Below are 18304 nucleotides of genomic sequence, written 5' to 3' on the forward strand. Positions count from 1 at the left end.
ATGCGACGCGATACTTTGGGCAACAGGGCCACAACCTCCGCTGAGGACGCTGGGGAGAGGCCCTACGCGTCACACCACTGCGATACACGCGTGAAGGTGTACCGCAATTTGACCAAGGTGAGTGTATGTGAACCGGTTGCAGTTCCTACGCCGTCTGCAGCGATGTGCGGAACAACACACGCTGAACTGCCCCGAGTTCGCCTCAGCGCTTCCCCGGACAGACCGGGTTTCAGGCCGCGTTCGAGATCTGGTCGTAGGACAATCGATCGGTGACGCTCCCCTTGAATCGTGACTGTTCCCTTGATGAGCTTGAACGCGCCCGCTGGCCAGCCCCGTTAGCCGACGAGACCCGCCTTGTCACTACTGCACACGCCTTGCGGCGTCGGCCGATCGGCGAGCTGACCGTCGAGGACATGCGCTTGCTGGTAGGGCAGGACATAGGCCTGCCCTACCTCCTGCCATTGGCACTGGATGTACTGCGGGAGAACCCGATGGCAGAGGGGGACATGTACGAAGGTGATCTGCTACTGAACTTGAATGGGTGATGCCGGGACCCGGCCCCCCAACGTGAGGCGCCCGTCTCGCGGGCCTCCGGGTGTTGCTGGGGCAGCCCTTCGGGAGAAGATCTCCCCGTGAGCCAGCCTCTGCCGCAGTTGCCGAAGCCCGAGTTCGTCTTGATCCGCGTCGAGGCTCCATCCGGGGCGCCCGCCCAGATCGCTATCGATCTCGGTGAGACCGGCATCCCGGCCCGGTTGATCGGATACGAGTACCAGCCGATGGGTAGGCCAGCCTTCCTCGCGGGGATCGGTGAGCGAGGGCTGATCGCCTTCGCGACGAGTGGCCTGTTCGGACGCATCGCCGTCGATGTTGCTACTGGTCACGTGGTGCAGATTCCCACGATCGACTCAGCGAGGGCCCGTCACGTGAACAGCGATCTCGGCTCATTCAGCCAATGCGTGGCCGCGGTGATCGCACGCTTCCCGTTCTACGCGGACGACGACGAGGACAGGTACGAGGAGGTGGCGGTAGAGCTTCGCGATCTCGTCTCTGACATCGACAAGACGGCTCTCGCGGACAACGGGTTCTGGGAGACGTTCTGCGACGACGTGGCGATCGGGGACTACGCGGACTGGGATGCGTGATCCAGCAGCGAACTCCGCCTTTGGTCAGCCGTCCATGATCAGGCCGGTGCCGGTCAGGCAGCCGTCGACCAGGTCCGGGCGGTACTGGATCTGCTTGAGCCTGCGCTTGACGGCACGGGTGATCTGGCCGAGGTCGGCCGCGGCGAGGTTGCCGATGTCGCGCTGACCAGCAACCAGATACCCTCTTGCGGGTTCAAGTCCGGTAAGTAGCTTGGAAGTTGGAACACCGTGTGAGCCAGGCCGCATGGTCGGCGATGAACTGGCGCATCGGTTCGACCAGGTGCATGCGCAGGTTGTCCCACACGAGGACGATCGGGCCGCCGAGCTGGATGTGGGCCCTGACCAGCAGATCGCGCCAGTCGATGCCCTTCGGCTCGCCCTTGCGGCCCCGGTACTCGCGGACCGAGTAGAACGTCCGGGACTGACTCCCCAACTTGTAGCAGGTCAACCCGGCCATGGACACCCGGCCCGAGCCCCGGCCGCGCACCCGGACCACCGGCGTGGAGCCCCTGCGGCCCCAGCTTCTGGCTCGCGGCGGCGTCATCGACTGGCCGGCTTCGCTCTTACCAGCGGCCAAGTCTCCTTCCTCCAGACCTCGACCGCCGCGTCGTCGCGCTCGATCGCCCGCCGGGCGGGCTGCTGCCAGGACCAGCCGTGTCGCTTCAACAGCTGCCAGGTGCCCTCCACAATGTAGCTCACATGGAACAGCCTGCCGATCAGCGTTTTGATCCGTGCCAGCGTCCACCGCTGGTCCGTTCTTCGCGCAGGACAAGATGAGGTAGACACCGCCACGCGGTGCCGCTTCATCGACGCGGAGAAGACATCGGACGACAATCAAGCAGGTCACAGCGTTGCGTTGCTGTGTCGTGCGCTCGGCGTGCCGCGCTCTACCTACTATGCGCACCGGGCGGCCGCGTCAGCGCGCCGGGTCACGCGGCGCGAGGAGGAACGCCTGGTGGACGAGATCCGAGTGCTCCACGCCGGATCGCGCGGCGCCTACGGGGCCCCGCGATCCACGCCGCCCTGCGGCGGGCCGGGCGGGCGGTGAACCCGAAGAGGGTCGAGCGGCTGATGCGCAAGTACCGGATCGTCGGGATCACCCGCCGTCGGCGTCGGGGCCTGACCAGGCAGGCCATGCGGGCGGTGTTCGCCGCCGACCTGATCGGCCGGGACTTCACCGCGCCCCGTCCCGGGATGCGGATGGTCGGTGACACGACCGAACTCGTCACACTGGAAGAGAAGTTGTATCTGGCGACCTGCATCGATCTCGCGACGGGAGGTGATCGGCTGGGCGATGGCCGCCCACCACCGTGCCGAGCTGCCGGTCGCCGCCCTGCGGATGGCGGCCGGATGCGGTGGTCTGGAGGACGGCTGCATCATGCACACCGACCGGCGGCCAGCCTCCGCAGCCGGCGCAGCTCCTCGCGCTCGGCCGTCGTCAGCTCTCCCGGCGCCCCGTGCCCGCAGTCGGGCTCATCCTGCTTGACCCAGTTCCGCAGGCCCTCGGCGCTGACCCCGAGCTGCCGGGCCACCTCGGTGACGGTCTTCCCGGAGGAACGCACGAGAGCGACTGCGTCCCGTTTGAACTCCTCCGTGTACCGCCTGCTGCGGTTGCTCTTACTTCCCACCTGGCACTACTTCCTTTGGAACTCACGTCCCAGTCTCCAGGTGTCCAAGATCAAGGGGAAGGTTCACCTTGTACACCGCGAGTCGTGCAGGATCGGCCAGGCCTCAGCGCAGACGGGTGTCCTCGTCGTCCAGTCAGATCCCGGTGTGCCGGCCCTCGGGCCACCGTCGGGTGTGGCTCGGCCCACGGCGTTGTGCGCGGTAGCGCGGGACGGTGCAGATCTCATGGGCCGAACGGCGGGCGAGGAGCGTCCGTGAGTCGGTCTGGTGGAGGGGCCGTACGAGGATGGGCGGCGTGCGGCGGAGCCGGTGCGCGTGCTCAAGATCAGTCAGGAGCTGGGCGAGGCCGCGGAGGTCCTTCACGGCGCGGCGGTGGTGGAGCACCAACTCCAGGGCCTCGCGCCGGATGAGATCACCGGCGGCTGGGGACATCCGGCTCCCCAGGTCCTCGCGATCAACGGGGACATGGGGGAAGTCGCCGTAACGGTGTATGGGGGCGCGGGTCCGCACGGTGAGGCAGTCGAGGTGACGCACGCGTGGGAGGACATGGAAGCGCGCCGCAGCTGGCTTATCCTCAGGGCCGCCGCCGCGCTGGACGCCCTCGCCGGCGATGCCTGGGACACGGTGGATGAGCGGCTGCGTTTTTGCGTGGCGAGGGTCGCGGCCTTGGCCGGACATGAAGCTCAGCTGACCCGCTCTACCCTCTGTGCGGAAGGGCCCGCACGGCAAGCCGTGCGGGCCCTTCCGCGCCATCCCCTACTTTGCGGACGCACACGCTCTAGTGGGGCGTATCCCGCCTCCCCGGTGGGAGATGAGTGGGAGACAAGTGGGAGATGATCATGGCGTGGTGCTGCAATCAGGCGCTAGGAAATGCTAGATAGCGCTACCTGCGCGGCCCTGGTTCAGCCGCCGGATTCGCCCGCGTGCGGGCTCAGCGCACCCATGCTGACCAGCACAATCACCACCACACCGAGCGCGATGCGGTAGTAGACGAACGGCATGAAGCTCTTGTGCGAGATGAACTTCATGAACGAACTTATGACGACTTTGACCGAGCGGACTTGACCTGCTGTTTTCCACCACTCTTCAAGATCGAATGCGAGAGCAGTGGGAGATGGCACTTTCCAGTGCTCTCCCTCGCTGGCCGCGAAGCCGCAGCCACCGGGTTTGCAGCGAATCGGCAATCTCCTGCTCCATGGTCAGGGTGACGTGCGAGTGGAGACCTTCCACGCCGACGGCCTCGTGGCCCATGACGACGTTCTTCTCGGCCTGTGTCACCCAGGAGGCGGTTGGGTGTGCGGTGGCGAGGACCCGTATGCGCCGGCTGCCGTGCCCGAGCACGGCGAACACGTACAGCCGCGTCCCGGACAGAGTGATGGTCTCGAAGAAGTCACACGCCAGCAGGGCATCGGCCTGGGAGCGCAGGAGGTCCGCCCAGGTACTGGACGTCCGCTCGGGTGCCGGCGGGATCCCGGCGTCCTTGAGGATCTCCCAGACCGTGGAGGCGGCCACTTTCACGCCGAGGATGAGCAGTTCACCGTGCAGGCGCCGGTAGCCCCAGGTCGGGTTCTCGCGGGCCAGGCGCAGGACCAGGGCGCGGATGGAGCGCACGGTGCGCGGTCGGCTCCCGCGTTTCGGCCGGGACCGGGCGGCGTGGCGGCGGGCGACTATGTCGCGGTGCCAACGCAGCACGGTGTCGGGCCGCACCAGCAGCCGCATCCGACGCAGCACCTCGGGCGGCAGACCCTGGCAGCGCCGCCAGGAACGCCCGTGTCGACGATCAGGCAATTCCCCACTCTCCGGCCGTCGAGTTGGCGCTCCAGTACCCCGATTCTGATGACGCAGCGCGAGGATCTCGATGTCCTTGCCATGGTCGTTCATCAGCAGCAGGCGCAGCAGGGCGAACGCGTTCGTCACAGCGAGATAGGTCAGTCGCAGCAGCACGACAGATCATCGTGCCGGGGCACTCATCAGGCGCCCAGAGCACCCGCCCAAGGGCCCGCGCTCGACACCGCCCGTACGCCAGCCTCCACCAGGACGGATGAGTTTTTCGGCAGGCGCAGGGCGGCGGGAGATCGAGCCGTACGAGGGCATATCCGCGGGCCAGGAAGAGGGGCAGAGCCACCGGCTTCGGTCCGCGGCCGCACTGGCGACGCGCGCCATCTTGCGACCATCCGACCTTTTTGGTTGCATCATTGTATGTTGTTCCAGACTCCCTCCCTGACCGACGAGGACGAGCGGGTTCTCGCTGAGATCGAGACCCTGCGCGAAGACCTCCGCCACTTCCTACGGCCCACTGTGCGTTGGACCAAGCAGCTCCGCCGGAACCTCACGGCACGCAATATCGCCGGGTCGAACACGATTGAGGGCTACGCCGCGTCGGTGGACGATGTCGAGGCCCTGATGTCCGGCGAGGATCCTTTGGAGGCCAGCGACGAGACCCGCAGGGAGGTGGAGGGCTATCAGCGGGCTATGACCTACATCCAGGGTCTCTCAGACGCCGGGGAGGGATTCCGCTACGACCTGGGGCTCCTCAACGGTCTCCACTTCATGATCCAGGAGCATCACCCCGATAAGCGGCCCGGCCGGCTCCGCAAGGGCCCTGTCTACATCACGAGCCCCGATGACCCCATGGTCATGGACTACACGGGGCCCGACTACGAGACGGTCCCCGGACTCATGGCGGAGCTGGTCGCGTGGCTGAACGAGGGCGACCTCGACTCGCCCGTGCACGTTCGCGCCTCCATGGCCCACCTGAACCTCGTGAAGATCCACCCATGGGCCGACGGCAACGGCCGAACCTCCCGGGCCTTGTCGACGCTGGTGTTCTCGCGGGAGGCGCTGATGCCTTCGGAGTTCTCCTCGATCGAGGAATGGCTCGGGCGCGGCCAGAACACCTACCGCTACTACGACATGCTCAAAGATGTCGGCGGCGAGGTGTGGAGCCCTCAGCGTGACGCCGGGCCGTGGATCAGATTCTGTCTCGGCGCCCACCACATGCAGGCGCAGACGGCGAAGCGTCGCATCGAGTTCTTCCGCGACGCCTGGCTCCTGCTCGTCGATCAGATGGAGACATCCGGCCTTGACGAGCGCATGGCCTTCGCCCTGATGCCCGCCCTCGCCGGAGGGAAGGTGCGCCGGACGATGTACCAGCGGGACGCGGACCTGAGCTCGGACACGGCGATGCGCGACATGAAGGCCATGGTGCGCACGGGATGGCTACGCTCGCATGGGCAGGCCCGCGGACGCTTCTACACCGCAGGCCCCGCCATGGACCCGGTGAAGGCAAAGATGAAAACGATCACGAAGCCACTGCGCAATCCGTACAGCACCCGCTGACCGCCGCGGCCCCGTCTCCCGTTGAGGCGGGGCTTCGTCGTGCCCGGAGCAGAGACCGCGGCACCGATAACCGCAGAGGGACTGTCAGACCCTGCCCTTGCCGAGAACTCCGTCCGTGAAGTTCAGGCCGCATGTCGGTACTCGTTGAGGGTGCCGCCGAGATGGTCACGTCGGCGTATGCCGAGGTGGGTGAGCTGCTCCGAATCGGTGATCGGTGGGGCAAGGCGTGCAGTGGTCGGGCGCCTGCGATGCCCCGGTGGGGCCGGTGGGAGTTGTCGTGCTGCGCGAACTCGCGCAGGGCGTGGAGCAGATGGTGCTGGTTCCAGATCAGGGTGCCGTCCAGCAGCTCGTGCCGGCAGGTTCGTACCCAGCGTGCAGCCTGACTCGTCTGCCGCTCTTTATTTCCGCAGGTCAGAGCGCATGTCTATCCAGTAAACAAACTCCTGGGTCGAATCCGGGGCGAATTCGACCCCGTGTATTGTCCGCCCCGCCCCAGTGGCAGATGGATAAGCGTGATATATCGGTGTTCAGTGGGTGCGAGAGGGTCGCAAGCCGACGGATACCCGGACGGGGAGTGGCGGACAGCCACCGAAAGTGTCGTCTGATGTGTCTCCTGCGGGGCACACTCGGGCGCTGGGGCGCGGACGTCGTCGCTGGGCGCCCCGGATGGCAACTCGGACAAGTGCCCCAGCCATGGATGCCCCGGGCATGGCTATGCGTTCCGTCCCAGTGCGCGTCGGACGACGTAGGGCAGATACCTGATCTCCACCATCGACCACGGCTTCAACGCCTCCACCTTCACCGCACGGGTGATCGCCTGCATCGGCGCGGATATAGCCGCCGCTCCCGCCCGCGCAGGTCCGCGATCCATCGGACACGCCGTAGGCCGGCCCCGAACGGAATGCCCGGATGCTCTTGCGGGAGCAACCACAGCTGATCATCGCCCCTCCACGAACGCCTGGCCCCTAGGGCCAGCGGCACGTCGGACAGGTGCCTGCGCGGTCTGCTGCTCGGTGTTCCCGCCCGGCCTGTAACCGGCCCGGACCTCGATCTCGGACGGCAACTGCTGCTTGAGGAGCCCCCCGAAGGCGCAGGAGTCGTATGCGTCACGAACTCGCTGTGGCCCGGCAGGCCTGGCCTGCCATACAAGCTGACAACGATGCCACCGAGACCGAATAGAAAGGCCCAGGCGGTTTCACGCGGTGGGTACGTGGGACGAGATCCTCGTACGATGCCTTGTCAGTGGAAGCGGCTACGGTGGCCGCACCGGTTGCTCGAGGAGGTGTGACGCGGATGGCTGCCAGCGCCGAACATCTCAAAGCCCTCGTGCGGGCGCACGCCGAGGAGGACGACGACCGTTTCTACAGCATCGCCCTCCAGGTGGCGGCTAAGTCCGCACGTCAGGGACACGGAAAGTTCGCGGTAGAGCTGCGAGAGCTTGTCGAGTCGATGCGGCAACGGGGCGCGAAGACGATCGGTGCTGCCGGTCCTACGCCTGTGGTCCAGCCCCGAGGGGAACTGTCGAGCCTGCTGACGGCCTGGTATCCCGACATCCGGCTCGACGATATGACCCTCAGCTCGGAACTGCGCGCCTCCTTGGACCGGGTGCTGCACGAGCAACGGCAGCGCGCTCGGCTCGAGCGCTTCGGTTTCACCCCGGTGCACCGGATTCTGCACTCCGGCCCGCCGGGCACCGGGAAAAGCATGACGGCGGCCGCGCTGGCCGGCGAGTTGTCCCTGCCGCTGTTCACCATCCGCTTGGACGCGCTGATCAGCCGATTCATGGGCGAGACGGCATCGAAGCTGCGATTGGTGTTCGATGCCGTGGCCCAGACACGGGCGGTCTACCTGTTCGATGAGTTCGACGCGTTGGGAGCTCAGCGAGCCGTCGGCAATGACGTGGGCGAGGCGCGACGCATCCTCAACTCCTTCCTGCTGTTCTTGGACGAGGCCCCTTCGGAGAGCCTCGTGGTGGCGGCCACCAACCACCACGAGATCCTGGACCGAGCTTTGTTCAGGCGCTTCGATCTGGTGATCGCCTACGAGGCGCCTACTCCGGAGCAGGCGGTGGAAGTGATGCACAGGAGGCTCGCGGGAATGGACACCAGCGCAGTACAGTGGCCGTTTGTGACTGAGCGTGTGGCCGGACTGAGCCATGCGGAACTCGTGAAAGCTGCCGAGTCCGCTGCCAAGCAGGCCATTCTTGGGGGTGCTGACGTGATCGACGATCGCCTGTTGTTGGACGCTCTGAGTGAGCGGCACGCGCTCCACCATGCCTGAGCCGCACTCGTTCCGCAGCGCTCCGCATCTCATCGTTCCCTGGCCTGCTCGCACTTTGCGGCCCAAGCAGCCCCGGCCGGCGAGGGACAAAGACCCGATGGACCGGTCCGCCGACCGACAGGGACACGTGTCTCGCCTGGTCGGTGGCCTGGAACAGGCCCGCAACGCGGCAGTGGACGCCCGTGACGAGATCCCCGAGCCGTACCGGGCTGATGGTTTCGCTGTACGCATCGAGGCCGCGGCCGGACACGCCCTCAAACTGGAGGCGCTCGACAGCTCGGGGCTGAAGCTGATGAGCGTCCATCCGGGCACCGACCAGCGTCCCGAGGACGCAATGGTGTGGGTCCCGTACGAGAAGGTCGGAGGTCTTTCCCGCCGTATCAAGCAGTTCACCGAGGACACCGACGGCGGTGCGCCGAAGCAAGCTGTGCTGGTCGCCAACATGGAGAAGGTCCAGCGAGCCCTCTTCGAGCATCTGTGGCAGGAAGATGATCCGCTGCCACCGCTGGAGGAGCGCCGCTGGTGGGAACTCTGGTTCGACCCGCAGATCGTGGCATCGGATCCGGTCTCGGCGTTGCGGGAGCTGGCCTCGGAGCGTCAGTGGCCAGTGACCGAGATGGCTCTGGCAGTGGGCGAGCGTCTCGTCGCCCATGTGCACGCCTCCGGCGATGACCTGCAGTCCCTCATGGGCACTAACGCCACCCCGGTGGAAATCCGTCGCCCCTCCTTCGCCCAGGAACTGCACGCCGTGGACCGTTCTCTCCAGCACGAGCTGGTGGACAACCTCGCCGATCGGGTCGAGGCCGCCCCGCCTGATGCGCCCGCGGTGTGCGTCCTGGATACGGGAGTGAACCAGGAGCACCCTCTCCTGAAGACGTCGCTGCACGGACGGGCGCACAGCGCACTGCCACGCTTCACCGCGGCCGACCGACACGGACACGGCACCGAGATGGCGGGGATCGCGCTATACGGGGACCTGACCGGACCGCTGGAGAGCTCGGAGCCGATCGTGCTGACTCACGGACTGGAGTCCGTAAAGATCCTCGACGGCGTGACAGGCGATCCCGCGCACCCCCGTACCTACGCCGAGGTGACAGCGAACGCCGTGGCAACGGCCGAGATCGAGGCTCTGAGCGCAGGCCCGCCGCGTGCCCGCGTGTTCTCCATGGCGGTCACCGACCAGTCCCGGGACGGCAAGAACGGTGTCGACGGGACCCCCACCCTATGGTCCGCCGCCCTTGACGCACTCGCCGCGGGAACGGACGTGGTGGCCCACGACGACCGTATCGAGCTGATCGGTGCTCCCGATCCGGACGCCTCGCGACTGATCGTGGTCAGCGCAGGCAATGTCCGGGGCCTGGAGCCGCGGCACATTCGCACCCCAGAGGGGCGCTTGGACCACCTGATGATGTGTGACCTCTCGCGGATCGAAGAGCCCGCGCAGGCCCACAACATCCTCGCCGTAGGGGCCTTCACCGAACTGACCGGCGTACCCGAAGACCCGTCCTTTGCGGGTTTCCGGCCGCTCGCTGAGCCCGGTCAGCTCTCACCCTTCAGCCGGACGTCGGTCGCCCTGACCGGAACGCCCGTGGTCAAGCCCGATATTGTCATGGAGGGCGGCAACCTCCTGGTCGATCCCGGAGAGACCCTGCTGGATTCCCATCCTGTGGTCAGCGTGACCACAACCGGCAAGGACTCCTCTCGGAAGATCTCCTCCGCGAACGCGACCAGCTCCGCCACCGCTCAAGCCGCCCGTCTCGCCGCTCTGGCCCACGCTGCCTACCCCAGCCTGTCACCTGAGGCCGTACGGGGGCTGCTGGTGCATGAGGCGCGCTGGACGCCCGCGATGATGGGGAACGGCCTCTACACGAAGTCCGGGCGCCCAAGGCTGGCGAAGAAGGAGTTGATGAAGCAGGTCATCCGCCGCTACGGCTGGGGCGTGCCGAGCCCGGAACGAGTGCTGTCCAGCGCCGCCAATGCCGTCACCCTCATCGTGCAGAGCCGGCTGATCCCGTTCCAGAGGAACAGCAGTGGCGGCGTGAGCCTGGCAGAGTTGGAGTTTCACGAACTTCCTTGGCCACTGGAGCAGTTGTGGGAACTGGGTGCCGCCACTGTCGCGCTTCGGGTGACGCTGTCGTACTTCGTCGAGCCGAATCCGGGGCGCCTCGGTATGCGGGGCAGGTACAGCTACGCCTCCCACCGGCTCCGCTTCGCGATCAGGGCGCCCGGCGAATCCGTGGACGGCTTCGAACGACGTATCACCGCCCAGGCCGAAGCCGAAAGTGATACTCCTTCTCACGCCAAGGCCTTCGAGGGAGACAAAAACTGGCTGGTCGGCCCCCAGGGGCGTAATCAGGGATCGCTCCACACCGATGTCTGGCAGGGCTCAGCGGCGGAATTGGCCGACTGCGGCGTGCTGGCCGTCCACCCCTCCGGGGGCTGGTGGAAGAACCACAACCGCACCGACCGGGTGGGCCGCCCCGTACGGTACGCGCTCCTGGTATCGCTGGAGACGCCGGAAGTCGAGACCGACCTGTACACGTCGATCGCGAACAAGCTCGACATCCCGATCCTCGGCGCACCGGCGGCGCGCTACGAGATCAACGCGAGCCTGCCGGTACAGACGGAGATCGGCTGGTAGCCGCTGCGTATCAGTTCCGTCGCGCTCGACCCGGGCCTCGGCTTCGCCAAGAACCCGGAGCACAACGGGGAGATCCTCCGCCGACTCCACGAGTTCCGGCGGCCGGGACGCGCGCAGCTGGTTGGAGCGTCCCGAAAGTCTTTCCTGGGCGCACTGGGCGTACGCACCGAGAAGCTCGCTCCAATGCGCCAAGCACGACCCTGCGCCGCGTGTCTCCGGCTCCTCGAGCAGGAGACCGGGCAAGGGCCGGGACGTTCTTGGACCGCGCGGGAGATGATGATGGAACAGCCACCCGGAGCTTCCCGAGGCGGAAACCCCCATGTGCACCCCCGAAGCAGGACCGCGTGCTCAGTGGGCGGTCGGAGGTCAGCGTTCGAGGACGAGGCCCTGGCCGACGCCGATGCAGAGGGTGGCCACGCCGACGCCGCTGCCCCTGCGAGCGAGCTGGTGCGCGATGGTGCCGGCGAGGCGGGCGCCGGAGGCGCCGAGCGGGTGGCCCAGCGCGATGGCGCCGCCCTGCGGGTTGAGGATCGCCGGGTCGAACTCGGGCCACTCGGCGACACAGTCGAGGACCGGGGCGGCGAAGGCCTCGTTCAGTTCGAGGACCGACAGGTCGTCAAATCTCTTGCCCGCCTTGGCGAGTGCTCGCTTGATGGCCTGCACGGGGGCGAGCCCGAAGTAGTCCGGGTCGAGGGCGTGGACGCTCGCTGAGACGTACACAGCCAGACGGGCAGCCGTCACCGACCGCAAACACCGGCGGGCCGGGCCGGGCCGGGGCGGTCGCGGTGGCGGACAGCACCTGAGCCGTTCATCCGGTCGTGTTGCGGCGGGTGCGTTCAGGCAGTGGCTGGCTGCCGCGACGAGTGTGAGGGCTGCGGCACTTGCTCCGGCGGCGGGCGGGCTGACGTTGGTGGTGAAGGCCATGCCGAGGGAGAACCGGGGATCGGCCAGCGCGAGCGAGCCGGCGTGTCCGTCATGTCCGTACGAGGCCGGGCCGAGGAGGGGAAGTCGCGCTGTGGGCTTTTGGACTCCGGAACCGTAGTGGGACGGTTCGCCGAGGACCTCGTCGAGCCCGATGGAGCGGGTGCGGGCGAGCGCAATACTGCTCTCGGCGTCCAGCAGGCGCACGCCGTCGATGTCCGACGGTAGCGGCATACAGCCGTGCCAGGTCGCGGGCACCGGCGACCAGGTTGGTTGCGGGCCGGGTGGGGGAGCGGCGGTGTGGCACCGCCGGCGCCGACCGCCGGTCCAGGCTCGTCAACGAGTGCCCTTGGCGGCGAACTGGGCCATCTGGTCGACGTTGGACTTGTAGACGAAGGCGGGGCCGGTCAGGACCGGTCAGGGCCGGTCAGGACCGGCTGCTCACCGCCGCCCATGTAGTTGCCGTTGGTCTTGTACAGCCACAGCATTCGATCGCCAGGTAGCCCTGGAGGTAGGGCTGTTGGTCGACCGCGAACTGGATCGTGCCGTTGCTGATCGCGCCGGTGAGGTCCTTGTTCAGGTCGAAGGTGGCGATCTTGGCCTTGCTGCCCGCCTCGGACACGGACTGCACGGCGGTCAGCGCGTATGAGGCGCCGAGGCTGACGATGTAGTCGATGGAGCGGTCCTGCTGCAGCTGGTGAGTTTCTCTGTCCCCCGCGGGCCGACGGGAGAGAGTGTTCCGTCTCAGCCCGCTGCCCATCCTGCATAGAACAGGCCGAGACCGACGATGACGCACACGCCCTGGATGGTCCAGAAGCGGACGACGACCAGGACTTCGGACCAGCCTTTGAGTTCGAAGTGATGCTGTAGTGGCGCCATCTTGAAGACCCGCTTGCCGGTCATCTTGAACGAGCTGACCTGGATGACCACGGACAGGGTGATCAGGAGGAACAGGCCGACCAGCAGGGCGAGCAGCATTTCCGTCCGAGAGAAGATGGCCAGGCAGGCCAGGGCGCCGCCGAGGGCGAGCGAGCTAGGGCAGCGGACCGCTTCCGCCGCCTGCCGGTCTGACAAACCAAGCAGGAACTGCAGTACGCAGACGGTCGCCAACTGAGCAGGCGATAGACCGGGACGGCCGTCGCGCGGGTACCAGCCGGCGAAGTCCTCGTCGTGCCACAGCCAGTCCAGCCGGTCCCGCACCCACATCGCCGTCGTGCCGCCCGGATTGCTCGCCCGCGCGATCTGCACGGTCAGAGATGGGACTTGCTCACCGGAACGGGGACGGAGCGACAACAGACACCTCGACAACTGCATCGATCTTCGAAACAGACCCGATGTGGTCCCGCGTCCTCAAGGAGTACCCGACCATCAAGATCGGGCTGTCGGAGGGCGGCACGGGCTGGATCCCCTACTTCCTGGACCGCCTGGACCGCACCTACGAGATGCACGCCACCTGGACGCTTCAGGACTTCGGCGGGAAGCATCCCTCGAAGATCTTCCGCGAGCACTTCCTGACCTGCTTCATCAGCGACCCGATCGGGGTGAAGCTCCGTCATGACATCGGTATCGACAACATCTGCTGGGAGGCCGACTACCCGCACAGCGACTCGATGTGGCCCAATGCCCCCGAACAACTCCACGAGGTACTGACCGCGAACTCCGTGCCGGACGACGAGATCAACAAGATGACGCACGAGAACGCGATGCGCTGGTACTCCTTCGACCCGTTCGCCCACGTTCCCCGCGAACGGGCCACCGTGGGCGCCCTGCGCAGGGCCTCGGGTGACCACGACGTGTCCGTCAGGTCCCGTAGCCACCAGATCGTCGCCCCTGCCGAGAAACTCGCCGTCTATCGCAAGAAGGCCGAGGCGGCGCTCGCCGCCGCGCAGCAGAAGTGAGGCCGGCGGGCGGCTGGTTGGCGGCGGACCGGCCTGCGTGCGCGCGGTGCGGGCAGGGCGTCGGCCATGCCCGGCCCGCACCTCAGCCCCGTCGTTCTCCCGCGCGTACCAAGCCGGTCTCGTACGCGATGACGACCAGCTGAGCCCGGTCGCGGGCGCCGAGCTTGGCCATGGCCCGGTTGGCGTGGGTCTTGACGGTGACCGGAGTGACGAAGAGGCGTTCGGCGATCTCGTCGTTGGCCAGGCCGGAGCCCACCAGGGTCAGCACTTCCTGTTCCCGGGGAGTCAGAGTGGCCAGCCTGCGGAGGTCGACGAGGTCGCCGGGGGCAGGGTGGGCCAGGACGCGGGCGATGAGGCCCCTGGTGGCTGCGGGGGAGAGCAACGCCTCGCCGGCGGCCACGAGCCGGACGGCATCGAGCAGCTGCGCCGGTTCGACGCCCTTGCCCAGGAAACCGCTCGCCCCGGCCCGGAGGGCCTCGATGACGAGGTCGTCCTCCTCGAAGGTGGTCAGGACGAGGACCTTGACTCCGGCCAGGTCCTCATCCTGGGCGATCAGCCGTGTGGCCTCGATGCCGTCCAGCTCGGGCATCCGGATGTCCATGACCACGACGTCGGCACGCTCGGACCGGGCCAGCCGCACCGCCTCCCGCCCGTCGGAGGCCTCCCCGACGACCTCCATGTCCGGCTGTGCGTCGATGAGGAGCCGGAACGTGCCCCGGAGCAGGGCCTGGTCGTCGGCGAGCAGGACGCGAATGGCCATCGGTGATCTTTTCTCACATGGGGTCAGACAGTGGTGGGGGTGAGCGAGAGCGGCAGCTCGGCGACGACCTGGAAGCCTCCCTCGGGTAGCGGCCCAGCGGTCACGGTACCGCCGATGGCGGTGGCCCGTTCACGCATCCCGATCAGCCCGTGGCCGGTTCCCGCGCCTTTGGGCGCGCCCGGCCGCCCGTCGTCGGTGACGGTGATCCGGAGCGAGTGCACCCCGTGGTCCAGCTCCACCGTGGCCCGGGTCCCGGAGGCGTGCTTGTGCGTGTTGGTGAGTGCTTCCTGGATGATCCGGTAGGCGGTCAGCTCGGTTGCGGGTGCCAGGAGCGACGGATCGCCGGTGCTCGACAGCGACACGGGCATGCCGCTTGCCCGGAACCCGCCGACGAGGGCGTCGAGATCGGCCAGTCGCGGGATGGGGGCACGCGAGCCGGGCGCGTCGTCGGGCTGACGCAGCAGACCGACGGTGGCGCGCAGTTCGTCGAGCGCGGCGCGGCTGTTGTCCTTGATGTGGGCCAGTGCCGCGTAGGCCTGTTCCGGGTTGGCGCGCATGAGGTGGTGGGCCACCCCCGCCTGGGCGTTGACCAGGGTGATGTGGTGGGTGACCACGTCGTGCAGGTCGCGCGCGATGCGCACGCGTTCCTCCGTGACCCGGCGCCGGGCCTCTTCCTCCCGCGTGCGTTCGGCGTGTTCCACGCGTTCCCTGGCCGCCGCGAGGTTCTGGCGGCGGTTGAGGACGGTGCGGCCGAGCGCGGTGGCCGCGATCGCGAGGTCGAACCGCAGCAGGCCGGGACCCCCCACCACGGACTGCGCGTGGGTCGCGGCGTAGACACCGGTGATCGCCACGGCCGCCAAGGCGCCGACGATCCACGCGGTGCGCCGGTTGCCGAGGAGGGCGAGGGTGTACAGGGCGACGAGACTCGCCCCCGGTGTCGGCGAGATGTGCGAGGCGACGGCCATCAGTGTGAGGTCGCCGGCCAGGGTGAAGAGGGCGACGCCCAGGGGCCAGCGACTCCGGAAGGCCAGCGGCACGCACGACAGCGCCGTCCACACCACCTCGTCCCACCGCGGCTCGTGCCAGTGTGACGGGCCGACGGCGGTCGCCGCCACGGCGATCACGATCAGCGGAACGGCGGGCAGCGCGTCTCTGATCCGGTCATGACGAGCCAGCCACTGTCGCCACACCATGGGCAGTCCCATTCCCTCACTCTAAGGAGCGCCGGCCGGCGGAACCCGGGGTCACCCCGTTTTCCGCCGGCCCGCGCGCGGGAAGTCGGTCCGTTGTGCCGACCGTCAGTTGGCCAGGTCTGCGGTCGTCCGTTGCGGCACCGCGTGCGGCTGCGCCGGCTGGTCGGCAGGGCCTTCCACGGACACGTTGGGCAGTGCCCTGTCCAGACTGCGGGGCAGCCACCAGTTCGCCTTCCCGCACAGGTGCATGAGGGCGGGGACGACCATCATGCGGATCAGCAGGGCGTCCGCGGCGACCGCCACCGCGAGGCTGACCCCGAACTCGGAGATCACCCGCATGCCGCCGAACACGAAGGAGCCGAAGACGCAGACCATGATGGTGGCGGCCACGGCGATGACCTTGCCGGTCTCGGCCTGCCCGACCCGGACCGCGCGGTGGCTGTCACCGGTGTGGGCCCACTCCTCGCGCATCCGGCTGACGAGGAAGACCTGGTAGTCCATGGACAGGCCGAACATGATGCCGACGACCAGGATCGGCACGAACGACTCGATCGGTCCGCCGGCGCCGAGTCCGAGCAGTCCGGCGCCGAAGCCGTACTGGAAGACGACCACGATCGCGCCGAACGCCACCCCGATGCTGAGGATGTTGAGCACGGCGCCGACCGCCGGGATGAGCAGGCTGCGGAAGGCGACGGTCAGCAGGAGGAAGCCGAGCGCGGCGATCACCAGCACGAAGAAGGGCAGCTTGCCCATCAGGACCGACGCGAAGTCGTCGTTGCTCGCGGTGACACCGCCCACGTAGACCTTCATCGACGTGCCCTGCTCGGCTTGCGGGATCACGTCGTCACGCAGGTGGTGGATCAGGTCGGAGGTGGCTTCGGACTGCGGGGAGGTCGTCGGGACGACGGAGACCACTCCGACGGTCTGCCCGTCCTTCATGGGCGCGGCGTTGGCACTGGCGACACCGTCGACCTTTCCGAGAGCGGTGACCAGCTTCGCCTCGGCTGCCTTGTCGGCGGCGGTGGGTGCCTGGACGGCCAGGACGAGCGGGCCGTTGAAGCCGGGGCCGAAGCCGTCGGCGATCATGTCGTACGCCTGACGGTTCGTCGAGGACGTGGGCAGGTTGCCGTCGTCGGACGCGCCGAGGCGCAGGGAGAGCGTCGGGAACGCGAGCGCAGTCAACACGGCGAGAGCGACGAGACCCAGGGCTTTGGGCCTGGCCTGCACCCGCTCGGCCCACCGGCCCCACGCCCCGGTGCGGCCCGAGGAACGCGGCTGGGTCCCGCCGGCCGTCTCACGGCGCTCCTTGCGGCTGAGGACGCGCGGACCGATCAGGCCGAGCATCGCCGGCAGCAGGGTGATGGCGGCCAGGACGGTCAGCACCACGGTGACGGCGGCGCCGATGGCCATGCCGTTGATGATGCCGACGTTCAGGGTGAGCATGCCGAGCAGCGCGACGACGACGGTGAGTCCGGCGAAGACCACGGCCCGGCCGGAGGTGTTGAGGGACTTGGCGACCGACTCTGCGACGCTCATGCCGGCCATCAGGTTGGCGCGGTGGCGGTTGACGATGAACAGCGCGTAGTCGATGCCCACGCCCAGGCCGATCAGCGAGCCGAGGGTCAGCGTGGTGTCGGAGAGCGTGATGAGGTGGCTGAGCAGCATCACCGTGACCGCGGAGGTGCCGACTCCGATGACGGCCGTGATGATGGGCAGCGCCGCCACCCACACCGCCCGGAAGACGAACAGCAGCACGATGAAGGCGAGGACGATGCCCATGGCGTCGGCGACCGCGTTCGGCTCCGGGTTGACGGTGAACGCCTGCCCGTTGAGGGCGATGTGCAGGCTCCCCGTCTCCGGTTCGGTGGCGAGTTCCTTCACGTGGTCGATCTGGGCGTCCGAGACGTCCTGGTCGAACGCGACCGTCGCGTAGGCGGTCCTGCCGTCCTTGCTGATCTGTCCCTTGCCGACGGGGGTGTAGGGACTGGTCACCGCGGCGACGCCCGGTGCGTCGGCGATGCCCTTGAGCGTGCCGGTCATCGCCTTCTCGGCGGCGGGCTCGGTGACCTCGCCGCCGTCCAGCTGCCAGACCACCCGGCCGCTCTTGCCCGCGGCGCTGTCGGAGGCCTGCTGCAGCAGGGCCGTGGCCTTGGCCGAGTCGGTGTCCTGCGAGGTCGAGCTGTTGCCGAAGGCGCTGTCGGCGGCACCGACCCCGGCCCCCAGGGCGAGCAACAGGCCCACCCAGGCCAGGACGACGGCGAGCCGGTGCCTGTGACACCAGCGGGCGAGAGGGGACATCGACGTGCCTTTCCAGAAAATGCCATGCGACCGGGCCGGTGATCACGGCCCACCCTCACGCTCGCAGTTCTCCGGCCTCTCGTCATTGGCCGTTCGCAGACACTTGCGCCTACTGCGATCGCAGCAGACGCGGTGGCGAAGAATGGGGGTGTCCCCTGTGGGCGGAGCGGAAACCGCTGGTCCAGACGTGGTGAGCAGGCCTGAGG

The 18304-nt window shown here is 67.9% G+C and carries 13 protein-coding genes and 9 pseudogenes; 9 read left to right on the forward strand and 13 right to left on the reverse strand.

From position 1 onward, the window contains the following. Nucleotides 1-269: 269 nt before the first annotated feature. Complete coding sequence (locus tag OHS82_RS35410; protein ID WP_328435224.1) at nucleotides 270-545, forward strand: contact-dependent growth inhibition system immunity protein; 276 nt, start codon at nucleotides 270-272, stop codon at nucleotides 543-545. A gap of 87 nt (nucleotides 546-632) precedes the next feature. Further along, the gene (locus OHS82_RS35415) at nucleotides 633-1142 is read left to right on the forward strand and encodes an SUKH-4 family immunity protein (RefSeq protein WP_328435225.1); all 510 of its coding nucleotides are present in this window, start codon (nucleotides 633-635) and stop codon (nucleotides 1140-1142) included. A 24-nt stretch (nucleotides 1143-1166) separates the two neighbouring features. Here the strand turns inward: OHS82_RS35415 and OHS82_RS43615 are convergent. Continuing rightward, nucleotides 1167-1895 (reverse strand): annotated as a pseudogene (locus tag OHS82_RS43615) (winged helix-turn-helix domain-containing protein); the annotation flags it as partial. Between the two features lie 108 nt (nucleotides 1896-2003). On the opposite strand from OHS82_RS43615, the pseudogene OHS82_RS43620 reads away from it, so the two are divergent. Beyond that, nucleotides 2004-2243 (forward strand): annotated as a pseudogene (locus OHS82_RS43620) (IS3 family transposase); the annotation flags it as partial. A gap of 275 nt (nucleotides 2244-2518) precedes the next feature. Here OHS82_RS43620 and OHS82_RS35430 read toward each other — a convergent pair. The 4 genes and pseudogenes from OHS82_RS35430 to OHS82_RS35445 all read right to left on the reverse strand — a co-directional run bounded on the left by OHS82_RS35430 (nucleotide 2519) and on the right by OHS82_RS35445 (nucleotide 4712). Next, nucleotides 2519-2770 carry a transposase gene (locus tag OHS82_RS35430; RefSeq protein WP_328435227.1) on the reverse strand — a complete coding sequence of 84 codons (252 nt, stop codon included), beginning with the start codon at nucleotides 2768-2770 and terminating at the stop codon, nucleotides 2519-2521. A gap of 133 nt (nucleotides 2771-2903) precedes the next feature. Next, nucleotides 2904-3200, reverse strand: coding sequence for a hypothetical protein (locus OHS82_RS35435; RefSeq protein ID WP_328435228.1), 297 nt, complete (start codon nucleotides 3198-3200; stop codon nucleotides 2904-2906). Nucleotides 3201-3670: 470 nt separating this feature from the next. After that, a pseudogene (locus tag OHS82_RS35440) lies at nucleotides 3671-3811 on the reverse strand (undecaprenyl-diphosphatase); the annotation flags it as partial. Nucleotides 3812-3854: 43 nt separating this feature from the next. Next, nucleotides 3855-4712, reverse strand: a complete 858-nt coding sequence (locus OHS82_RS35445; RefSeq protein WP_328435229.1) for a helix-turn-helix domain-containing protein — start codon at nucleotides 4710-4712, stop codon at nucleotides 3855-3857. A gap of 255 nt (nucleotides 4713-4967) precedes the next feature. Here OHS82_RS35445 and OHS82_RS35450 point away from each other — a divergent pair, with 255 nt between their 5' ends. Further along, on the forward strand, nucleotides 4968-6107 hold the full coding sequence (locus tag OHS82_RS35450) for a Fic family protein (RefSeq protein WP_328435230.1): 1140 nt from the start codon (nucleotides 4968-4970) through the stop codon (nucleotides 6105-6107). Between the two features lie 122 nt (nucleotides 6108-6229). On the opposite strand, the pseudogene OHS82_RS35455 reads toward OHS82_RS35450, so the two are convergent. After that, nucleotides 6230-6486, reverse strand: a pseudogene (locus OHS82_RS35455) (integrase); the annotation flags it as partial. Between the two features lie 373 nt (nucleotides 6487-6859). Between OHS82_RS35455 and OHS82_RS35460 the strand changes: the two are divergent. The 4 genes and pseudogenes from OHS82_RS35460 to OHS82_RS35475 form a co-directional block, all read left to right on the forward strand. Then, nucleotides 6860-6950, forward strand: a pseudogene (locus OHS82_RS35460) (citrate/2-methylcitrate synthase); the annotation flags it as partial. 450 nt (nucleotides 6951-7400) lie between these two features. Continuing rightward, nucleotides 7401-8387: an AAA family ATPase gene (locus OHS82_RS35465; protein WP_266728740.1), complete on the forward strand. Its 987-nt coding sequence runs from the start codon at nucleotides 7401-7403 to the stop codon at nucleotides 8385-8387. 97 nt (nucleotides 8388-8484) lie between these two features. Next, nucleotides 8485-11028 carry a S8 family peptidase gene (locus OHS82_RS35470; protein ID WP_328435231.1) on the forward strand — a complete coding sequence of 848 codons (2544 nt, stop codon included), beginning with the start codon at nucleotides 8485-8487 and terminating at the stop codon, nucleotides 11026-11028. Nucleotides 11029-11037: 9 nt separating this feature from the next. Beyond that, nucleotides 11038-11211: pseudogene (locus OHS82_RS35475) on the forward strand (dihydropteroate synthase); the annotation flags it as partial. Nucleotides 11212-11394: 183 nt separating this feature from the next. Here the strand turns inward: OHS82_RS35475 and OHS82_RS43625 are convergent. From OHS82_RS43625 to OHS82_RS35495, 4 genes and pseudogenes are all read right to left on the reverse strand, one after another. Beyond that, the gene (locus OHS82_RS43625; RefSeq protein ID WP_443061814.1) at nucleotides 11395-12183 is read right to left on the reverse strand and encodes a hypothetical protein; all 789 of its coding nucleotides are present in this window, start codon (nucleotides 12181-12183) and stop codon (nucleotides 11395-11397) included. 102 nt (nucleotides 12184-12285) lie between these two features. Further along, nucleotides 12286-12652, reverse strand: a pseudogene (locus OHS82_RS35485) (substrate-binding domain-containing protein); the annotation flags it as partial. A 41-nt stretch (nucleotides 12653-12693) separates the two neighbouring features. Then, nucleotides 12694-12981: pseudogene (locus tag OHS82_RS35490) on the reverse strand (phospho-N-acetylmuramoyl-pentapeptide-transferase); the annotation flags it as partial. 54 nt (nucleotides 12982-13035) lie between these two features. Further along, nucleotides 13036-13263, reverse strand: a pseudogene (locus OHS82_RS35495) (IS1182 family transposase); the annotation flags it as partial. Nucleotides 13264-13283: 20 nt separating this feature from the next. Between OHS82_RS35495 and OHS82_RS35500 the strand changes: the two are divergent. Further along, nucleotides 13284-13847 carry an amidohydrolase family protein gene (locus OHS82_RS35500; protein WP_328435232.1) on the forward strand — a complete coding sequence of 188 codons (564 nt, stop codon included), beginning with the start codon at nucleotides 13284-13286 and terminating at the stop codon, nucleotides 13845-13847. An 82-nt stretch (nucleotides 13848-13929) separates the two neighbouring features. Here OHS82_RS35500 and OHS82_RS35505 read toward each other — a convergent pair whose 3' ends face one another. The 3 genes from OHS82_RS35505 to OHS82_RS35515 all read right to left on the reverse strand — a co-directional run bounded on the left by OHS82_RS35505 (nucleotide 13930) and on the right by OHS82_RS35515 (nucleotide 18098). Then, nucleotides 13930-14607 carry a response regulator transcription factor gene (locus OHS82_RS35505; protein WP_328435233.1) on the reverse strand — a complete coding sequence of 226 codons (678 nt, stop codon included), beginning with the start codon at nucleotides 14605-14607 and terminating at the stop codon, nucleotides 13930-13932. A 23-nt stretch (nucleotides 14608-14630) separates the two neighbouring features. Beyond that, nucleotides 14631-15812 carry a sensor histidine kinase gene (locus OHS82_RS35510; protein WP_328435234.1) on the reverse strand — a complete coding sequence of 394 codons (1182 nt, stop codon included), beginning with the start codon at nucleotides 15810-15812 and terminating at the stop codon, nucleotides 14631-14633. Between the two features lie 93 nt (nucleotides 15813-15905). Continuing rightward, entirely contained in the window at nucleotides 15906-18098 is a 2193-nt protein-coding gene (locus tag OHS82_RS35515) for an MMPL family transporter (protein ID WP_328435235.1), read from the reverse strand. Nucleotides 18099-18304: the final 206 nt, after the last annotated feature.

This window comes from Streptomyces sp. NBC_00425, assembly GCF_036030735.1.
In the GTDB taxonomy this organism is placed as follows: domain Bacteria; phylum Actinomycetota; class Actinomycetes; order Streptomycetales; family Streptomycetaceae; genus Streptomyces.